The sequence below is a fragment of the Microvirga roseola genome (assembly GCF_020866965.1).
In the GTDB taxonomy this organism is placed as follows: Bacteria; Pseudomonadota; Alphaproteobacteria; order Rhizobiales; family Beijerinckiaceae; genus Microvirga; species Microvirga roseola.
Genome location: NZ_JAJATX010000002.1, coordinates 112317 through 130588, shown reverse-complemented (window position 1 = coordinate 130588; position 18272 = coordinate 112317). Strand labels below are relative to the sequence as shown.

Here is an 18272-nt window from a genome sequence, read left to right as displayed (position 1 = left end):
CATGTGGGGTATCGTGCCCGCGGCCGGAATCGGAAGCCGCATCCAGCCTCTTGCCTTCTCGAAGGAGCTTCTGCCGGTCGGCAGCCGCCTCGACAACGGCGTCGAGCGACCTTGCGCGGTCAGCGAGTACCTCGTCGAGCGGATGATCCATGGCGGAGCCGACAAGATCTGCTTCGTGATCTCCCCCGGCAAGTCCGACATCATGGAGTATTACGGCGCAAGCTATGGCGATGCCTCTATTGCCTATGTGGTTCAGCCGCAGGCGAGCGGGTTGTGCGATGCGATCTTCAGGGCCGCCCCCCTGATCCCGCCGGATGAGAGCGTGATCGTCGGGCTCCCCGACACCGTATGGTTCCCGGAGAAAGCCTTGGCGGAACTGCCCGAAGGTGTTCTCTCCTTCCTCCTCTTCCCGGTCGAGTACCCGCAATATTTCGATGCGGTGGTGCTCGACGAAACGATGCATGTGCGCGAGATCCAGGTGAAGCGGCAGGATGCATCGTCCAACTGGATCTGGGGCGCCTTCAAGATGCCGGGTCGCGTGCTCGAAGATTTGCACCGGCTCTGGCAGGCCCGAAACGGCGAGGACGAGTACTTCGGCACTCTCGTGAACGCCTATCTGGAACAGGGCGGCGAAGCCGTTGGCGTCAAGGCTGGCGAGTCGTATGTCGATGTCGGAACCTTGCACGGCTATCGCTCCGCCATCGGGCTTCTGAGCGAGGCCGCCCAGCATGAAAACCTCACGGGCGCCCGCGTCGCCCTGGGCTGGCCGGCCGGCCGGATGCCGCGCGGTCTTCACGATCTGAGCAGGGAGTAGCTTTCGCCATGAATGCCATGGACCCCACATCCGCGGAGGAGATCCGAAAGCGAGCCGAAGCGCTCGGCACGTGGTTTCACAATATCGAGCTCAATGGCGTCTGGACGGCTCCCGACCACTTCCTCGGTAACTATCCTGCAGTCAAGTGGCAGCGGTTCGCGGATGCGATCCCGCAGGACCTGACGGGCAAGACGGTGCTGGATATCGGCTGCAATGCCGGGTTCTATTCCATCGAGATGAAGAAGCGCGGCGCGAGCCGCGTGCTCGGCGTCGATTTCGACGACACCTATCTCGCCCAAGCCCGTTTCGCGGCGCAGACGACAGGCCATGACATCGAGTTCCGCAAGCTGTCGGTCTACGACCTCGGTGCGCTGGGCGAACGGTTCGACGTGGTCATCTTCATGGGGGTTCTCTATCACCTGCGTCACCCCCTCCTCGCGCTCGACCTCATCCATGAGCACGTCGCGAAGGATCTCCTCATCTTCCAGTCCATGCAGCGCGGCGCGACCGAGACGATGCCGGTCGAGAAGGATTATACCTTCTGGGAGACGGAGCACTTTGACGATCCGCGCTATCCGAAGATGCACTTCATCGAGCATCGCTACGCCGACGATCCGACGAACTGGTGGGCGCCGAACTCCGCCTGCGTGGAGGCCATGCTCCGCAGCGCCGGGTTCGAGATCCTCCAGCACCCCGAAACCGAGGTTTACATCTGCCGTCGTATCGAGGCTCCGCCTGGAGCGGAGGCCGTCTATCCGGCTCAAGGGAGAACTGCATGATTGAAGCCGCAATGATCTGGAACGAGCCCAACAACAAGTCCCACTGGGATCCGGAGATCGATCCGGAATGGAGGCTCTTTTCCGAGATGGCGATTGCCGCAGGCCAGGCGATCAAGGCCGAGAATCCCAGCCTCACCCGCGTGCTCGGCGGCATCTCGCCCATCGACCCCGGCTATATCCAGAACCTCGCCGGACAAGGCGTGCTCGATCATGTGGACGTGGTGGCGGTCCATGGCTTTCCCCTCGACTGGAACCTGTGGCAGATCCACGAATGGCCCGCGAAGATCAACGAGATCCGCGCGGTCACGGACAAGCCGATCTGGGTGACGGAGGTCGGCATCTCGACCTTCGGGGCGGAGGAAGTCCAGGTCTGGGGCCTGAACCGCACGGCTGAACTTCTGATCGGCGAAGTGCCGCGCATCCACTGGTATTCGCTCTACGACCTACCCCGCGCCTGGGGCGCCACGACCCGTCACCGGGAGGCGGAAGGATCATCCTATTACCGCCATTTCTACATGGGTCTGCTGCGCGAGGATGGCTCGCCGAAGCCTGCGCTTGAGGAATATGCGAAGCATGCCTCGCAGATGGGCCTGTGCCAGTGGTTCCACTTCGAGGATCACCGCCTGGACGAGGCGGTCGCCTGGATGAAGCGTCTCGGCGTCAAGCACTTGCGAACGGGCCTCTCCTGGGCCGACAGCTTCCGTCCGAACGCCCTCGACTGGTTCGACCGGCAGATGGAGGCGCTGGCCGATTTCGACGTGACGGTGACCTTCTGCTTCACGCCGGAACATCGCGGGATCGCGCCGCATCACACCAGCGCTCCTCAGGTCAAGGAGGAGTTCGCGGAGTTCTGCGCCAGCATGATCCGCCGCTATGCCAGCCTCGGCGCGACCACCCAGCAGGGAAAGCTGCTCGAAGCCCTCGCCTGAGCGGCCCGCAGTTCATGAGAAAGGCGGCGGAGCCATTGTAGCCCCGCCGCCTTTCTCATGCCTTTCACCCCTTCAGCGGCCGTAGATCCGGTCCAAAACTCGGGCCACATCCACCAGCCGCTCGGCTGCGGGATCGAAGCGCTCTCCTGCGGCAAGCCGCATCGCCCAGTCCGCAGCCGCGCGTCCACCCCATTCGTCGGGCGGCGAAGCGAGGGTCTCCCGCGCAGTGCCGCGGTAGCGGTCGGCAGTGAAGTCATAGAAAGACCCGTTCACATTGCGCAGGGCCGCACCGCCTTGAGTGCCGTAGAAGGCCGCGGAGATCATTGCATCGCATCCGGCCTGCAGCCGCCAGGAGCAGGCGAGCTGCACGACAGCTCCCGTCTCCAGGCCCACGGTCGCGACGGCGTAATCCTCGACCTGAGCGGCGCTGTCCTTCAGCGGTTCGCCGCCTGCGAAGAGCGTGCCGGAGACCTTCGCGATGCCCGGGTGGCCAAGGGTCCAGAGAGCCAAGTCCACGAGATGGACACCGAGATCCATGACGCAGCCGCCGCCCGAGAGCGCAGGATCGTAGAACCACGGCTTGTCCGGCCCATAGGCATTATGGAAGACAAGATCGACCGCGTAGATGCTCCCGAGCTCGCCGGAAGCAATGATCTCACGGATCCGGCGCATGCCTTCCGTGAAGCGGTAGGAGAGATCGACCCCAAGCAGACGGTCCGCGGCGCGCGCTGCATCCACCACCGCCTGCACTTCCGCTGTCGTCCGCCCCAGCGGCTTCTGGCAGAACACGGCGGCGCCGCGTTCCAGCGCCTGGATCGATTGCTCCGCATGCATGGCGCTGGGCGTTGCGATCACTACGCCATCGACGCCGAGACCGAGAATGTCGTCGAGGGTGGAGACGAGTTCCGCATCCGGCGCGAGTTGCTTTGCCTCCGCAGCCATTTCAGGCGAAGCATCGGCGATGGCCGCGACATCGATGGCGCCGGTGCCGAGGATGGCCTGCATGCGATGGCGGCCGATCCATCCGACACCGAGAAAGCCCAGGCGCAGGCGGGCAAGCGACGTCTCCGGCGTCGGCTGAAGCAGAGCCTGTTGGGTCATGAGAATGTCACCAGTGCCTTCACGAAGCCGTCCGGCTTGTCGCGGGTGGCGTCGAGCGCCTCGTCGAGCCGGTCGAGCGGGTATACATGCGAATAGAGAGGGCCGGGATCGAGACGGCCGGATGCGACGGCATCGATAGCCTCGCGGATGCCGTCGACATAAATCTTCGAGTCGCGCTCATGCGCATTGATGACGTCCAGTCCGCGCCAGTTCCAGAGCCACATATTGACCTGTCGCGGCCCGTCCTGGTGATAACCGGCGACGATCAGCTTGCCCCGCTCCCGGGTGAGCTCTGCGGAGAGGTCCAGAGGCCATTGCTTGCCGACCGCTTCGATCACCCGATCGCAGAATGAACCGTCGGTCAGCTCCTTCACGCGCTCGATGATGGCATAGTGATCGTCCATGGGGATGGTCTCGGCAGCGCCCATGCGCCTTGCGAGGTCGAGCGAGAAAGGCCGCCGCGAGATGGCGATCACCCGTGCGCCCGCATCGGATGCGAGCCGTGTCAGGATTGCACCGAGAAAGCCGATGCCGACGATGGCGACGGCCTGTCCAGCCTCGATCTCGCTGCGTCGGAAGATGTTCATGGCGCAGCCCAGCGGCTCGCCGGGAAAGGGGTGCCCCGCCAATGCGTCCGGCAGGCGTACGACCTTGTCGGCGTCGGCGACATCGTATTCCGCATAGGACTTGTAGGAGAGCGCCGCGACCCGCTCGCCAATGGCGAGCCCTTCGACATTCGCGCCAAGCGCGTCGATGATGCCCCAGCCCTCGTGACCGAGACCGCCGGGCTCTGTCGGGTACTGCATCCATTCAGGGCCGGCCCAGGGCGTCAGATTAGAAGCACAGACCCCGCAGCCTTCGAGCCGGATCCGCACCTGTCCGGGCTCGGGCTCCGGCAGAGCCACCTCACTCACCGCGATCTGCCCTGGTCCTGTGACCACCGCCGCCCGCATCGTCCTTGCAGCGGCCCGAGGCTCGCTCTTCGCGTCGGCCTCCCGGCGCGTCGCTTCGGCAGAGGCGAAATCGTTTTTACTCAAATCGTCCACAGGTCTCACTCCACCATGGTGCCGGTGCAATTAGAGACGGGACAGGTGAGTTCAAGGCTTGGCCGTATGGCTCGGGGACACAGATGTACGGCGCACCCGGCGGAGGGATGCCGACAGACGCACGCGAGGCGAGCCCTCCCTCCGCTTCAGGAAGGAGGGCCCGTGTCGATGAAGCTACTAGCCTAGCAGGTAGAGCGCCGCAGGCGCCGCAGTGAGCAGGCCGGCAGACGTGAGGAGTAGCAGGCGGGTGTGGTCGGGGTTAGCCAGGCGGCGGACCTTTCGCGCCGTGGAGCCTGCCTCCATGCTCCAGCCATTCATGCAGGAGCAGAGGAGACGATGCACGGCCCGGTCGGAGAGATCGAAGAACTCCATGGCATCCCCGAGCTTATCGCTCTTAAGGCCTGCGGCCCTCAGGACCGGATCCTCGAAAGCAACCGTGAGCGGGGAATCGTCAGACCGCAATTCCGGCTGCTTGTCCTCCGGCACGAACTCGATCTCGCCGAGCGACCTCAGACGCCTTTTAGGCTGGCGTTCCAACAATTCGGCCCAGCGCTCGAGGCGCTCGCGGCGGGACAGGAAACCTTGCTTGAACTCATGCACTTCTGCGACGCTACGAAGCTTCTCTACAGGCTTGTGTTCCATAGGTAACCTCCAGATTGGGAGCCAGCCTTTGCAGGACCGAACTCTGGATGAACCATGATCTGATGAGTCGCAGGCTTTTTTGCGTCAAAGCGGCTCGTCAGAAGAGAGTTTCGTGAGCATGAGCAACATGCTCCTGGAAGATCGCTCCGGTCGCCTGATCGACCTCCTTCAGAACGACGTCGTAGCCCCAGAGATTAGCGACCATCTGCAGGACACGCCTTGCATCGTCCTTGTGCAGCAGGGTGCGGTTGAGAACGTGATGGTGCAGGACGAGGCGCCTGTCACCTGCGAGGTCCACGTCGATCACCTGAATGTTCGGATCGGTCCAGCCCACATCGTACTGACGCGAGAGCGAGCGGCGAAGCCTGCGGTAGCCGCGCTCGTCGTGGATGGCCTCGACCCAGAGCTCGGGCTGGTCCGGATCGTCCACGATGTGGAACATGCGCCACTGCCGCATGAGAGTGGGACTGAGGAACTGCGAGATGAAGCTCTCGTCCCGATAATTGGTCCATACCTCGCGCAGCACCGCCATGGCATTGCCCGTGCCTGCGATATCCGGGAACCACTCGCGATCCTCGGTGGTCGGCTGCGTGCAGATGCGCTCGATGTCCTGCATCATGCCGAAGCCAAGTGCATAAGGATTGATGCCGCCGTAGTGCTGATCGTCGAATTCGGGCTGCCGGGTTACGTTGGTATGGGACTGCAGGAATTCGAGGAAGGATCCGTCGCTGATCTGCCCGGTTTCGTGCAGACGGCTCATGATCCGGTAATGGCAATAGGTGGCGCAGCCCTCGTTCATCACTTTGGTCTGCCGCTGCGGATAGAAATACTGCGCGATCTGGCGGACGATGCGCAGGATCTCCCGCTGCCAAGGCTGGAGCCGCGGGGCGGATTTTTCGAGAAAATAGAGGATATTCTCCTGCGGCAATTCCAGGAGCGCCCGGCGCAGGTCGTCGCTCGCCTCGGTCTTCACACCGGCTTCCTTTCCGGGCACAGTGCGCCACAGATCGTTATAGGTCTGCTCCTGATGGCGGTGGCGCTCCTCCTCGCGCCGCTCCTCGGAGCGCAGGTCCGGCCGCTTCTTGCGCGGATAGCGATGGACGCCGTGAGACATCAGCGCATGGGCGGCGTCGAGCACACGCTCGACTGCGGTGTGCCCATAGCGCTCCTCACAACGGGCAATATAGCCCTTCGCGAATTCGAGATAGTCCAGGATGCCGTCCGCGTCCGTCCATTCCTTGAAGAGATAATTGTTCTTGAAGAAGTGATTGTGGCCGAAGGCGGCGTGCGCGATCACGAGGGTCTGCATCGTGGCCGTGTTCTCCTCCATGATGTAGGAGATGCACGGGTTCGAGTTGATGACGATCTCGTAGGCGAGCCCCATCAAGCCCTGGCGGTAGCCGGCCTCATGGGTGGCGAAGCGCTTGCCGAAGGACCAGTGCTTGTAGAAGAGCGGCATGCCGATCGAGGCATAGGCGTCGAGCATCTGCTCGGCGGTGATCACCTCGATCTGGTTGGGATAGACGTCCAGGCCGAGTTCCTTCCTGGCGATCTCCTCGACCGCATCGTGGATGCGCTGGATCGTGCTGAAATCCCAGTCGGCTCCGCGGAAGAGAAGGGTATCATTCTCGACGAGGGTCATGGGCGCGCCCCTGCTTCGGCTTCGCGCTTGCGGAAGAGTTCGCGGAAGACCGGGTAGATTTCGCGGCGATGATTGACCTTGCGCATGGCGATGTTCGCGCCCTCATCATGCAGCGACTCATAGGTCTGCCACAGGGCCGTCTTGTGATTGAGGAAACCCGTCTGCAGCCGGTCGTTGTCGCTCCCGACCTCGAGATAGGCATAGTACTGGCAGACCGGCAGGATATTCTCCCTCAGCAGGGCGGCGCTCGTGCTCCCGTCGTTCGGCGAGTTGTCACCGTCGGAAGCTTGGGCCGCGTAGATGTTCCAGCTTTCCGGCGGATAGCGTTCGGCCACGATCTTCTGCATCTCCCGCAAGGCCGACGAGACGACCGTGCCGCCAGTCTCCGGGCTGTGGAAGAAGGTCTCCTCATCCACCTCCTTTGCCTCATGGGTGTGGCGGATGAAGACGACCTCCACATGCTTGTAGCGCCGGGTCAGGAAGATGTAGAGCAGCATGAAGAAACGCTTGGCCAGATCCTTCATGTGCTCCGTCATGGAGCCCGAGACATCCATGAGGCAGAACATCACCGCCTGGGCGACCGGCCGGGTGACAGGCTCGAAGCGGCGGTAGCGCAAATCGATGGGATCGATATAGGGCAGGCGCTTGGTCCGCTGCTGCAGCCTTTCCAGTTCGAGCCGCAGCTCCGTCAGGCGCTCCGAGGTCTCGTCCTCCTTTTCCAGGAGAGCGATCTCTTCCTGGAGGCGTAGCAATTCCGCGGGCCGGGGCCGCCGCAGGGCGATGCGCCGGGACATAGCGTTCCGCATGGAACGCAGCAGGGCGAGATTGACCGGCGATCCTGCCACGGAGTAGCCGGCCCGCCTCAGGCCTGCGGCCTCCGTGGTGGCGAGCCGGCGCTTGGCAAGATCGGGCAGTTCGAGATCGTCGAGGAAGAGGTCGAGGAATTCCTCTCGGGTCAGGACGAAACGGAAATCGTCCTCCCCCTCTCCGTCATTGCCGGCGGAGGGCTGTCCGCCGCCGCCGCCGGGCGGTCTCTCGATAGCGTCGCCCTCGACGAAGCGCTTGTTGCCCGGGAGGATGTGATCCTGCATCCCTCCCTCGCCCGAGCGACGGAAGCTGGGCTCGCGCACGCCGTCGATCGGGATGGAGACTTCCCCTCCCCTTTCGACATCGCTGATGCCCCGGTCCCCCGCACTGTGACGCACGGCCCGCTGGATCTGCGCCTTGGCACGGCGAAGGAAGCGCTGGCGATTGGCCAGGCTCTTGCCCCCTGGGTTGAGGCGTCTGTCGATAATGTGCATCTGAACGCCTACCCTGCCTCCGTGTTCTGTCAGCCCGCCTGTTTGACGCGCATGTACCACTCCACCAGGCGCCGGACCTGGCGCTCGGTGTAGCCCCGTTCCATCATACGCTCCACGAACTCGCCATGCTTCTTCTCGGTGTCGCTGTCCTTCTTGGAACCAAAGCTGATGACCGGAAGGAGTTCCTCCACCTGGGAGAACATCCGGCGCTCGATGACTTCGCGGATTTTCTCGTAGCTCGTCCAGGAAGGATTGCGGCCATTGTTGCCGGCCCGTGCCCGGAGCGAGAATTTGACCACCTCGTTGCGGAAGTCCTTCGGGTTCGCGATGCCCGCCGGCTTCTCGATCTTGGTCAATTCCTGGTTCAAGAGCTCCCGGTTGAGAAGCTGGCCTGTATCGGGATCCTTGAAGTCCTGGTCCTCGATCCAGGCATCCGCATAGGCGACGTAACGGTCGAAGAGATTCTGGCCGTAATCGTGGTAGGATTCGAGATAGGCCTTCTGGATCTCATGACCGATGAAGTCGGCATAGCGCGGTGCAAGCTCGGCCTTGATGAACTCGATGTAGCGCCTCTCCACGTCCACGGGCAGCTGCTCGCGGCGCAGGGACTGCTCGAGGACGTACATGAGGTGAACCGGATCGGCCGCGACCTCGATGGTGTCGTGGTTGAAGGTGGCGGCTAGGACCTTGAAGGCGAAGCGGGTGGAGATCCCGTCCATGCCCTCGTCGACGCCTGCCGCATCCTTGTATTCCTGCATGCTCCTGGCGCGGGGGTCGACTTCGCGCAGGCTCTCGCCGTCATAGACACGCATCTTCGAATAGAAATTCGAATTTTCGTGGGCGCGAAGGCGCGAGAGAACCGAGAACCGGGCCAGCATTTCCAGCGTAGCGGGCGCACAGGGTGCGCCGGCGAGTTCGGAGCTGCGGATCAGCTTATCGTAGATCCTCTGCTCCTCCGTCGCCCGCAGGCAGTAGGGCACCTTGATCACGTAGATGCGGTCGATGAAGGCCTCGTTGTTCTTGTTCGAGCGGAAGCTCTGCCACTCGGCCTCGTTCGAGTGCGCCAGAATGATGCCGGAGAAGGGAATGGAGCCGATATTCTCGGTCCCGACATAATTCCCCTCCTGCGTTGCCGTCAGCAGCGGATGCAGCATCTTGATCGGCGCCTTGAACATCTCGACGAATTCGAGAATGCCCTGGTTCGCCCGGTTGAGCCCGCCCGAATAGCTGTAGGCATCCGGATCGGCCTGGGAGAGCGTCTCCAGCTTGCGGATATCGACCTTGCCGACGAGGGATGAAATATCCTGGTTGTTCTCGTCGCCGGGCTCCGTCTTCGCGATTGCGATCTGGCGCAGGCGCGACGGGTTGATCTTGATGACCCGGAACTTGGAAATGTCGCCGCGAAACTCATCGAGCCGCTTGATCGCCCAGGGGCTCAGCAGGTTGGTTAATCGCCGCCGGGGAATGCCGTAGCGCTCCTCCAGCATCGGCCCCATCTGCTCCGGATCGAAGAGGCCGAGGGGGCTCTCGAAGACCGGGCTGATCTCGTCGCCGGCCTTGAGCACATAGACGGGATGAACCTCCATCAGGGCTTTCAGCCGCTCGGCGAGCGAGGATTTGCCGCCGCCGACCGGGCCGAGGAGGTACAGAATCTGCTTGCGTTCCTCCAGGCCCTGAGCGGCGTGGCGGAAGAAGCTCACGATCATCTCGATCGTCTCTTCCATGCCGTAGAACTCGGAGAAGGCAGGATAGACGCGGATCGTGCGGTTCATGAAGATGCGTCCGAGGCGCGCGTCCTTGGACGTATCCACGAGCTCAGGCTCGCCGATCGCCGCCAGGATGCGCTCCGGAGCGCTCGCAAACATCATGGGATTGTCGCGGCACCCTTCCAGGTATTCCGCCAGGGACATCTCCGTCTCGCGACGGGTCTCATAGGACTTCAGATAACTCGAGAACAGGTCGTCGGAATGAAGCATGGCGCCACCGAATTCAGATCCCTTGTCAGAGATAACGATTCTGCACCGCTAAGGTTGCCCCCATCCTTGCGATACTGTGATGCGGCAAATGACTCGTTGCTGAATGTCCCTCTTTCTGTGGAGAGAACCCGGTCGGCGGGAGGCTCATTTTTCTTCTGCAAGGCCTGTGCGGCCTGAAGCCAGTCCACCGTTCCACCATCAGCCTCGCGGATTAATGCCCCGACCGCAAGTTAATGTTGGTCACGGAACGTTGAATTCTTGTGCGCTGCTTCAGGCCGGCTGGTTCATATCTGGAGATGTCTGCGGGCGGCGCGGATGTGATGCGGAGCTGGCACTCCGCGCCGCGTTGTGCCAAATCATCCGAAAAGTCCGTTGCGGCATTGCACGCCACCCTTCATGCTGTCATTGGGCCGTCTCCACACAGCGCCCTATGTAGAATTAACCCTTGATGTAGAATTAACCCTTGACGCCGACGGCGGTCGCCACAATCACAAATTTTCCGCATTGATGCCTTCGTCTGCACCGCCTGGAGTACCGAATGAAGTCATGGCCATGGCGCAACCTTGTCCTTCTCTCCGCCTGTCTGCTCGCTTCGCCGGCAGCGATGGGGAGCGGTCATGCGCAATCCTTCGACTTCTTCGGCCTGTTCGGCTCCAGGGATAATCCGCCGCCGCCGTCTCCCGCGGCGCTGCCTTATCAGCTTGATTTCGCGATTGTCGGCGAGGACGACGATATCGAGGACGCGCTGGAGAATGCATCGAGCCTGTACAGATTGCGCAGCGATGCGCCTGCCGACGCCGAGTCCCTCGTGCGCCGGGCCCAATCCGATTTCGCGCCCCTCGTCGATGCCCTGTGGGGCTTGGGCTATTATAACGCAGTTCTCGATTTCGTCATCGGCGGCGCGGTTCTGCCGGTCGACGGAGATCCGGCCGCCGCAATCCGCGCGGCGGAAGCCTATCGCGCAAGGGCGCTCGTGCCGATCCAGGTGCGGGTCAACCCCGGCACGCTGTTCCGGCTGCGCTCCATTCAGGTCGAGGATGCCCGCACCCGCAGGCCCTTCTCGCTCCAGGAACTGCCGCCGCGGGTGGTGAAGCTCGAGCCCGGCGATCCGGCGCAGGCAGCAGAATTGCGGGCGGCACAGGCGCGGATGATCGATTACTTCCGCGCTCAGTCGCGTCCTCTGGCGAGGACCGTCTCCATCGACCCGGTCGTCTATCATCCGATCCGGGTCATGGATGTGTCCTATTCGCTCGATCCCGGCCCTGTGGCCCCCACCGGCCCGATCACGGTGACAGGGACCGAGAACGTCGATCCCGCCGTGGTGCGCTCCTTCATCTATCTCGAGCCGGGCGATCCCTATTCGCCGGAGGCCCTCGCCGAGACCCGCAAATCCGTTGCGACCCTGCAGGCGCTGAGTTCCGTCCGCATCCGGGAGGCCGAGACGCTCGACGCGCAGGGCCGATTGCCGATCTTCATCGAGGTAACGGAGCGCCTGCCGCGGGTCGTCGGGTTCTCGGCCCGATACTCCACCACCGACGGACCCGCCGTCCGCGGCTATTGGGAACACCGCAACCTCTTCGGCGGGGCCGAGCGGCTGCGCCTGGAAGCGGACGTCTTCCTCGCGCCGCGCAATGACGGCACCCGCATCGAAGGGATCGACGATTTCGAGCGCTCCGATCTCGGTGGGCGGTTCAGGACGAGTTTCCTGAAGCCGGCGCTCGGAGGCAGCCGCAACGATCTTCTCCTCGACGGTCTCGTCGAAAGGAACAGGACAGGCGGCGACCGCTATGGCGGCTACACGAGCCGCCTCATCGACGGTACGGCCTTCCTCCGGCACCGTTTCAGCCATTCCTTCTCCGTGCAGGGGGGAGTCCAGGTCCAGAAGGGCCAGACCAGCGATGTGCTCGGGCAGATCGATTATCTCGTGGTCGGCACGCCCGCCTCGCTCACCTACGATTCGACCGACCGGCCGCTCGATCCGACAGAGGGCATGCGCATCAACGCCTCGGTCTCACCCTACCCGACTTTCCTAGGCTCGACGGTGGGCATGGTAGTGGCCCGGGCCGATGCTTCAGCCTATTACGCCCTGGACGAGGATACACGCTACATCCTAGCAGGCCGGGTGGGCCTCGGCTCGATCATCGGCGCCGATCTCGACGAGATCCCTTCCAACTTCCGCTTCTTCGCCGGCGGCGGCGGTTCGGTCCGCGGCTTCCGCTATCGGAGCCTCGCCCCGCTCGGCCCCTTCGGCCAGGTGGTCGGCGGGCGCAGCCTTCTGGAAGCTTCTCTGGAAGCCCGCATCAAGATCACGGACACCATCGGCATCGTGCCCTTCATCGATGCAGGCGGGGCCTTCGAGTCGAGCTATCCCGATTTCGACAAGACGGTTCGCGTCTCGACCGGACTGGGCCTGCGCTACTACACCGCCATCGGCCCGATCCGCCTTGACCTCGCCACGCCGCTCAACCCGCGCCCGGGCGACAGACCCATCTCGCTCTATGTGAGCATCGGACAGGCCTTCTGATGAGAATCCGTTTCCTCCTGATCCCGGTCGCCCTTGTCCTCGCGGGGGCGCTGCTGTTCGCCTTCACGCCGGGAACGCACAGCGCCGAGGAGGACAAGGGGATTCTCGCCTCCCTCATCTCCCGTGTGCTCTCGACTCCGACGACCCGCGTCTCCATCGGCACCGTGGAGGGTGCCCTGTCGTCCGATGCCACGATCCGGGATGTCACGATTGCGGACAGGAATGGCGTCTGGCTGCGACTCGACCGGGCGCGCATCGTCTGGCGGCGGACAGCGCTGCTCTCGCGGCGACTGGAAATCGACCGGCTCGAGATCGGCAATCTCGAGATCCTCCGCCAGCCTGTGCCTGCGGAGGAGCCCGTGCCCGGCGCGGAAGACCCGGTCCTGCCCGAGTTGCCGGTGAAGGTGCAGGTCGAAGACTTCAATCTGGAAAGGCTCCTTCTCGGGGAGCCCATCCTCGGCGTTCCGGCGGAGCTGACGGCCTCAGGCGCAGCCTCTCTGGGCAATCCCTCCGAGGGGCTTGTTCTCAACTTCGACGCCCGCCGCCTCGATGCGCCCGGAACGCTCAGCGCGAGGCTGAACTACGCATCCGAGAATCTCAGCCTGATGCTCACCGTCGACGAGCCTGCAGGCGGCATCCTGGCGCGCGCCGCGAATATTCCCGGACTACCGCCCGTCGAACTTGAGCTGTCCGGCAGCGGAACGCTGGACGATTTTGACGCGCAGCTTGCTTTTGATGCGGGCGACAATATCGGCGCGACAGGACAGGCCAGCCTGCAGCGCGAGGGCAATGTCCGCCGTCTCGGCCTCGACCTCGATGCCCGCATCGAAGGGCTCCTGCCTGACATCATCGCACCGGTTTTCGCCGGAACGACCCAGCTCGATGCCCAGACCACCGTCGGGGAGGATGGGGCCGTGAATATTTCCCAGCTGACGCTGGCCTCGCAGACCGCGCGCCTCGAAGCGTTGGGCAGCCTGTCGCCCGAGCAGAACGTGGACCTCACCGTCTCCGCTCGCGCCGTTCCCACGACAGACGGCAGGACGGTGGCGGGCGGAGCCGAAATCGGCAGGCTTGTCTTCGACGGGAGGGTCACGGGCCCGCTGATGGGCCCGCGGATTTCCGGAGATCTGCAGGCTGCAGACGTGAACCTGCCAGCCGGGCGCTTCGAGCAACTGGAGGCGACCTTCTCGGCGGACCCGAACGGGTTGCTCTCCGATCCGGCAACACGCATTGCGCTCGTGGTCGATGCGCAGGCGAGCGCCGTCTCCCTGGCGGATCCCGCTCTCGCCCAAGCGGTCGGTGACCGCCTTACCCTGACGCTCCGCGGCAGCGCGACACCGGAAGGCACCGCCGATATCGAGACGGCGAGACTGTCGATGCCGACCATTGACGCCACCTATTCCGGTCGGCTCGGATCGCCGGATGCGACCGGCAGACTGACTGTACAGGCCCCGAACCTTTCTCGCTTCGGCGATGTCGCCGCCCTGCAGTTGCGCGGATCCCTGGACCTGAATGCCGGTCTCCAGGGCCTCCTCTCGACAGGTCCCACGATCGCGACGCTGGACGGCACGGCCACCCGCTTCGCCACCGGGATCGAGGCGCTCGATAATCTCATTGGCGGACGGCTGACCCTCTCAGGCGTTGCAAGGCTCCTGCCGAATGGCGGTTTCGGCTTCCAGGACCTGCGCCTTGCCGGCGCCCACGCCACCGCCCGGATCAACGGCGACGCCACGGCCGAGCAGGTCGACGTGAATGCGGAAGTCGACATTCCCAACCTCCGGCAGGCGGATGAGCGTTTGACGGGATCGGGCGAAATCGAGGCGCAGCTCACCGGAACCCTTGACCGCCTCAATGCAAATGCCCGCGCCGTCATTCGGGATGCGACAGCGCTCGGCCGGCCGATTCCGCGCCTGGCGCTCGACGCCACGATCAGCGACCTGATGGGACAACCCAACATCCGCACGACCCTCTCCGGCGAGGTCGACGGCAAGCCTGCCGAGGGCACGATCCACCTCGAGCAGCGCTCGGAAGGCGGATGGCTCCTCGACCCGCTCGACGTGACCATCGGTTCGGTGTCCCTCCAGGGCAACGTTACGCTCGGCCCCGACAATCTCGCGACCGGTCGCGTGAGCCTCAATGCGCGCAACCTCGACGACCTCTCGCCCCTGGTGCTTACCCGTCTCTCCGGGGATCTCACCACCGACATCGTCCTCAGCGCCACAGACGGGCGGCAGGATGTCCGGATCGAAGCGGAAGGAGCGCAGATCAGGATTGCCGACGCATCCCTCCAGCGCCTGAACGCGCAGGTCTCCATCGAGAATGTCTATACCCGGCCCGTCATCAATGCGACTGTCGCCATCGATAGGGCAACGATTGCGGGCGAGACCTTCTCCGAGATCAGGCTGAACGCCGAGGGCTCGCCTTCCGCCAGCGCAATCACTCTTTCGGCACGCGCCCGCGGCTTCACGCTGGATGCGAGCGGGCGCCTCGTTCCCGAGACGCCTCTGCGGTTCGAACTGGCATCCTTCACCGCCCGCCGCGGCAACCGCCGGATCGCCCTCTCGCAGCCGGCGACCCTGACCTTCGGCGACGGCATCGCATTCGACCAGCTGACCGTCGCCGTCGACCGGGGCAGGATCCGGATCGACGGTCGCGTCGGGGAGGCGCTCGACCTCCGCATTTCCGCGCAGGATGTCCCTCTCTCGGCTGCGGACATCATCGTGCCCGGCACGGGCCTGGCGGGAACCCTGAACGGCAGCGCGGAGCTCGGCGGGACCGCCAGCAACCCGACCGGCGAATGGCAGGTCCGTATCGCGAATCTCGTCGCTCCGCAGACGCGGGACACCGGCATACCGCCCGTCGATATCACGGCGCAGGGGCGCCTCACCGGCGACGGCGCAACCACGGTTGAGGCGATGCTCAGCGCGGGTCGGGCCGGCACCTTGCGCGTGACCGGACGGGCTCCGCTGGATGCGAGCGGCAATCTCGACCTGAACGCGCAGGGACGTCTCGATCTAAGCATTGCCAACACCTTCCTCTCGGCCGCCGGCCGGCAGGTCTCCGGCACGGCGGCCGTCGACCTGCGGGTCGGCGGGACCATTGCCGAGCCGCGCATGAACGGATCGATTGCCCTGTCCGGCGGCAGTTACCGGGACGTGCTGCAGGGCATTCGCCTGGAGAACATCCAGGGGCGCATCGTTGCGAACGGGACCGACCTGACCATCGAACGGCTGACGGCCGCGACCCGCAGCGGCGGTACCCTGTCGGCCAGCGGCCGGGTGAGAATCGATCCGGCGGCCGGCTTTCCCGGCGACACCCGCATCACGGGACAGAGGGCAGAGCTCGTCGCCAACGAAACCGTCACGACGACGGCGGATCTCGCTCTCAGCCTGTCCGGTCCCCTGGCGCGAAACCCGACGATCACGGGGCAGGTCCGGATCCTTTCGATGGATATCAGCATTCCGGAGCGACTGCCGGTCACCCTGCGCCCGATCCCGGGCACAAAGCATGTCCGGCCGACGCCAACGGCCGCCAAGCGCCTCGCCATGGAAGCGAGAAGGAGGGCGAATGCAGACCGCGAGCCGCCCTTCAACGCCACGCTCGACCTGGTCGTCTCCGCACCCAACCGGATCTACGTGCGCGGGCGCGGAATCGATGCGGAGCTGGGAGGCGACCTGCGCCTGACCGGCACCTTGCAGGATCCCGTGGCCATCGGCGCCTTCGAACTGCGGCGCGGACGCCTGGATGTCGCCGGCACCCGCCTGAACTTTACCCGCGGGCGGCTGACCTTCACCGGAGATCTGACTCCCGAACTCGACTTCCTGGCCGAGACCCGCGCCGGAGACGTGACGGCCAGGATCGGTGTAACGGGATCGGCTCGGGAGCCGCAATTCACCTTCTCCTCCGATCCCGACCTGCCGCAGGACGAGGTGCTGTCACGAATTCTCTTCGCGAAGGCCTCGGGCGGGTTGTCAGCGACACAGGCGCTGCGGCTCGCCCAGGTTGCCGCACAGTTCTCCGGCCGCGGCGGCAATGGCGTTTTCGAGAACCTTCGCCGCTCCCTCGGCGTCGAGGGGCTCGATATCTCGCTGGGAGCGGAAGGCGGGCCGACGGTCGGCATCACCAGGGCCATCAACGACCGCATCAGCGCCGGGGTCAAGGCGGGCACGAGAGCGGAAGAGAGCGGCGTCTCCGTCGATATCGACGTGACCCGGCGCATCCGCGTGCAGGGCGAAGTCGGCGCGGGCGGGAACACGGGGGTCGGCATTGGCGCAGAGTGGGAGTACTAGGCTGCAGCGGCGAACGAAGGTCCTGCGGCTGCGTTGACGCCTGTTCGATGGCTCCTGTCGCCCTAAGACGAGCCACAAGGCAGGCTGCAGAATCCTGCACCCCGCCCACTCCCGCTCTGGACAATGGAGATCCCCGTGATCAAAGCTTTCGGCTATGCCGCCCAGGATGCGACGACCCCTCTTGCGCCGTTCCAGTTCGACCGCCGGGATCCAGGCGAACGCGACGTTCAAATTGAAATTCTCTACTGCGGCGTCTGTCACTCCGATCTGCACACGGTGCACGCCGAGTGGGGCGGCACGAACTATCCATGCCTCCCGGGCCATGAGATCGTCGGCCGCGCCACTGCCGTCGGCGTAGGCGTGAGAAGTTCAAGACGGGCGACCTCGTCGGCGTCGGCTGCATGGTCGATTCATGCCGCCACTGCACGAGCTGCCGCGAGGGCCTCGAACAATATTGCGAGAACGGCTTCACCGGAACCTACAATGGTCCCGAGCAGGGCACGGGCGCCAACACCTATGGCGGGTATTCCGACATCGTCGTGGTCGATGAAGGCTACGTGCTGCGCATCCCCGACGGTCTCGATCCGGCCGCTGCCGCTCCCCTCCTCTGCGCCGGGATCACGACCTACTCGCCCCTGTGCCGCTGGAGGGTGAAAGCCGGCCAGAAGGTCGGCGTCGTGGGCCTGGGCGGCCTCGGCCATATGGCGGTCAAGCTCGCACGGGCCATGGGCGCTCATGTCATCCTGTTCACCACCTCCCCCAAGAAGCGGGAGGATGCACTGGCGCTGGGAGCCCATGAAGTCGTAGTCTCACGGGATCCCGACGCCATGGCGGCGCATCGGAACAGCTTCGACTTCATTCTCGATACCGTCGCGGCCCCGCATGATCTCGATGCCTATCTCGTTCTGCTTGCCCGTGACGGCGCCATGATTCTTGTCGGTGCTCCGGCCGAGCCTCATCCTGCAACGACGGTTTTCAACCTCATCATGAAGCGCCGCCAGATTGCCGGCTCGCTGATCGGCGGAATTGCGGAAACGCAGGAGATGCTCAATTTCTGCGCCGAGCACGGGATCACGGCCGAGATCGAGATGATTCCGATCCAGCAGATCAACGAGGCCTATGAGCGGATGCTCAAGAGCGACGTGAAATATCGCTTCGTCATCGACATGGCCTCGCTGAAGCAGGACGCTGCAACCGCAGCCTAAAGAAGAGTGTGGAAGCCTCGGGTG

11 protein-coding genes and 1 pseudogene are annotated in these 18272 nt (G+C 64.3%); 6 read left to right on the top strand and 6 right to left on the bottom strand.

Annotation, left to right across the window (positions count from 1 at the left end; all coding sequences use genetic code 11):
- The first annotated feature begins 1 nt into the window (after window position 1).
- Genes LG661_RS01970 through LG661_RS01960 form a run of 3 tightly spaced genes read left to right on the top strand, consistent with a single transcriptional unit; the run spans window position 2 to window position 2522 of the window.
- Entirely contained in the window at window positions 2–814 is an 813-nt protein-coding gene (locus LG661_RS01970) for a nucleotidyltransferase family protein (protein ID WP_230530183.1), read from the top strand.
- Between the two features lie 8 nt (window positions 815–822).
- Window positions 823–1593 carry a TIGR04290 family methyltransferase gene (locus LG661_RS01965; RefSeq protein WP_230530182.1) on the top strand — a complete coding sequence of 257 codons (771 nt, stop codon included), beginning with the start codon at window positions 823–825 and terminating at the stop codon, window positions 1591–1593.
- Window positions 1590–2522, top strand: a complete 933-nt coding sequence (locus LG661_RS01960; RefSeq protein ID WP_230530181.1) for a glycosyl hydrolase — start codon at window positions 1590–1592, stop codon at window positions 2520–2522. The genes LG661_RS01965 and LG661_RS01960 overlap by 4 nt, the downstream gene beginning before the upstream one ends.
- A gap of 72 nt (window positions 2523–2594) precedes the next feature.
- Here the strand turns inward: LG661_RS01960 and LG661_RS01955 are convergent, their stop codons facing one another.
- From LG661_RS01955 to LG661_RS01930, 6 genes are all read right to left on the bottom strand, one after another.
- A complete protein-coding gene (locus LG661_RS01955) occupies window positions 2595–3623 on the bottom strand; it encodes a Gfo/Idh/MocA family protein (RefSeq protein ID WP_230530180.1) in 1029 nt (342 codons plus the stop codon).
- A complete protein-coding gene (locus LG661_RS01950; protein ID WP_230530328.1) occupies window positions 3620–4576 on the bottom strand; it encodes an MDR/zinc-dependent alcohol dehydrogenase-like family protein in 957 nt (318 codons plus the stop codon). The genes LG661_RS01955 and LG661_RS01950 overlap by 4 nt, the downstream gene beginning before the upstream one ends.
- Window positions 4577–4846: 270 nt before the next feature.
- Window positions 4847–5311: a hypothetical protein gene (locus LG661_RS01945; RefSeq protein WP_230530179.1), complete on the bottom strand. Its 465-nt coding sequence runs from the start codon at window positions 5309–5311 to the stop codon at window positions 4847–4849.
- A gap of 97 nt (window positions 5312–5408) precedes the next feature.
- Entirely contained in the window at window positions 5409–6953 is a 1545-nt protein-coding gene (locus tag LG661_RS01940) for a SpoVR family protein (protein ID WP_230530178.1), read from the bottom strand.
- Window positions 6950–8254: a YeaH/YhbH family protein gene (locus LG661_RS01935; protein WP_230530177.1), complete on the bottom strand. Its 1305-nt coding sequence runs from the start codon at window positions 8252–8254 to the stop codon at window positions 6950–6952. Before LG661_RS01935 ends, LG661_RS01940 begins: the two co-directional genes overlap by 4 nt.
- Before the next feature lie 29 nt (window positions 8255–8283).
- A complete protein-coding gene (locus LG661_RS01930) occupies window positions 8284–10230 on the bottom strand; it encodes a PrkA family serine protein kinase (protein ID WP_230530176.1) in 1947 nt (648 codons plus the stop codon).
- A 538-nt stretch (window positions 10231–10768) separates the two neighbouring features.
- Between LG661_RS01930 and LG661_RS01925 the strand changes: the two genes are divergently transcribed.
- The 3 genes and pseudogenes from LG661_RS01925 to LG661_RS01915 all read left to right on the top strand — a co-directional run bounded on the left by LG661_RS01925 (window position 10769) and on the right by LG661_RS01915 (window position 18248).
- Window positions 10769–12754 (top strand): autotransporter assembly complex protein TamA, encoded by a 1986-nt coding sequence (locus LG661_RS01925; RefSeq protein ID WP_230530175.1) that lies wholly within the window; start codon window positions 10769–10771, stop codon window positions 12752–12754.
- A complete protein-coding gene (locus LG661_RS01920) occupies window positions 12754–17043 on the top strand; it encodes a translocation/assembly module TamB domain-containing protein (RefSeq protein ID WP_230530174.1) in 4290 nt (1429 codons plus the stop codon). Before LG661_RS01925 ends, LG661_RS01920 begins: the two co-directional genes overlap by 1 nt.
- 135 nt (window positions 17044–17178) lie before the next feature.
- Window positions 17179–18248: pseudogene (locus tag LG661_RS01915) on the top strand (NAD(P)-dependent alcohol dehydrogenase).
- Window positions 18249–18272: the final 24 nt, after the last annotated feature.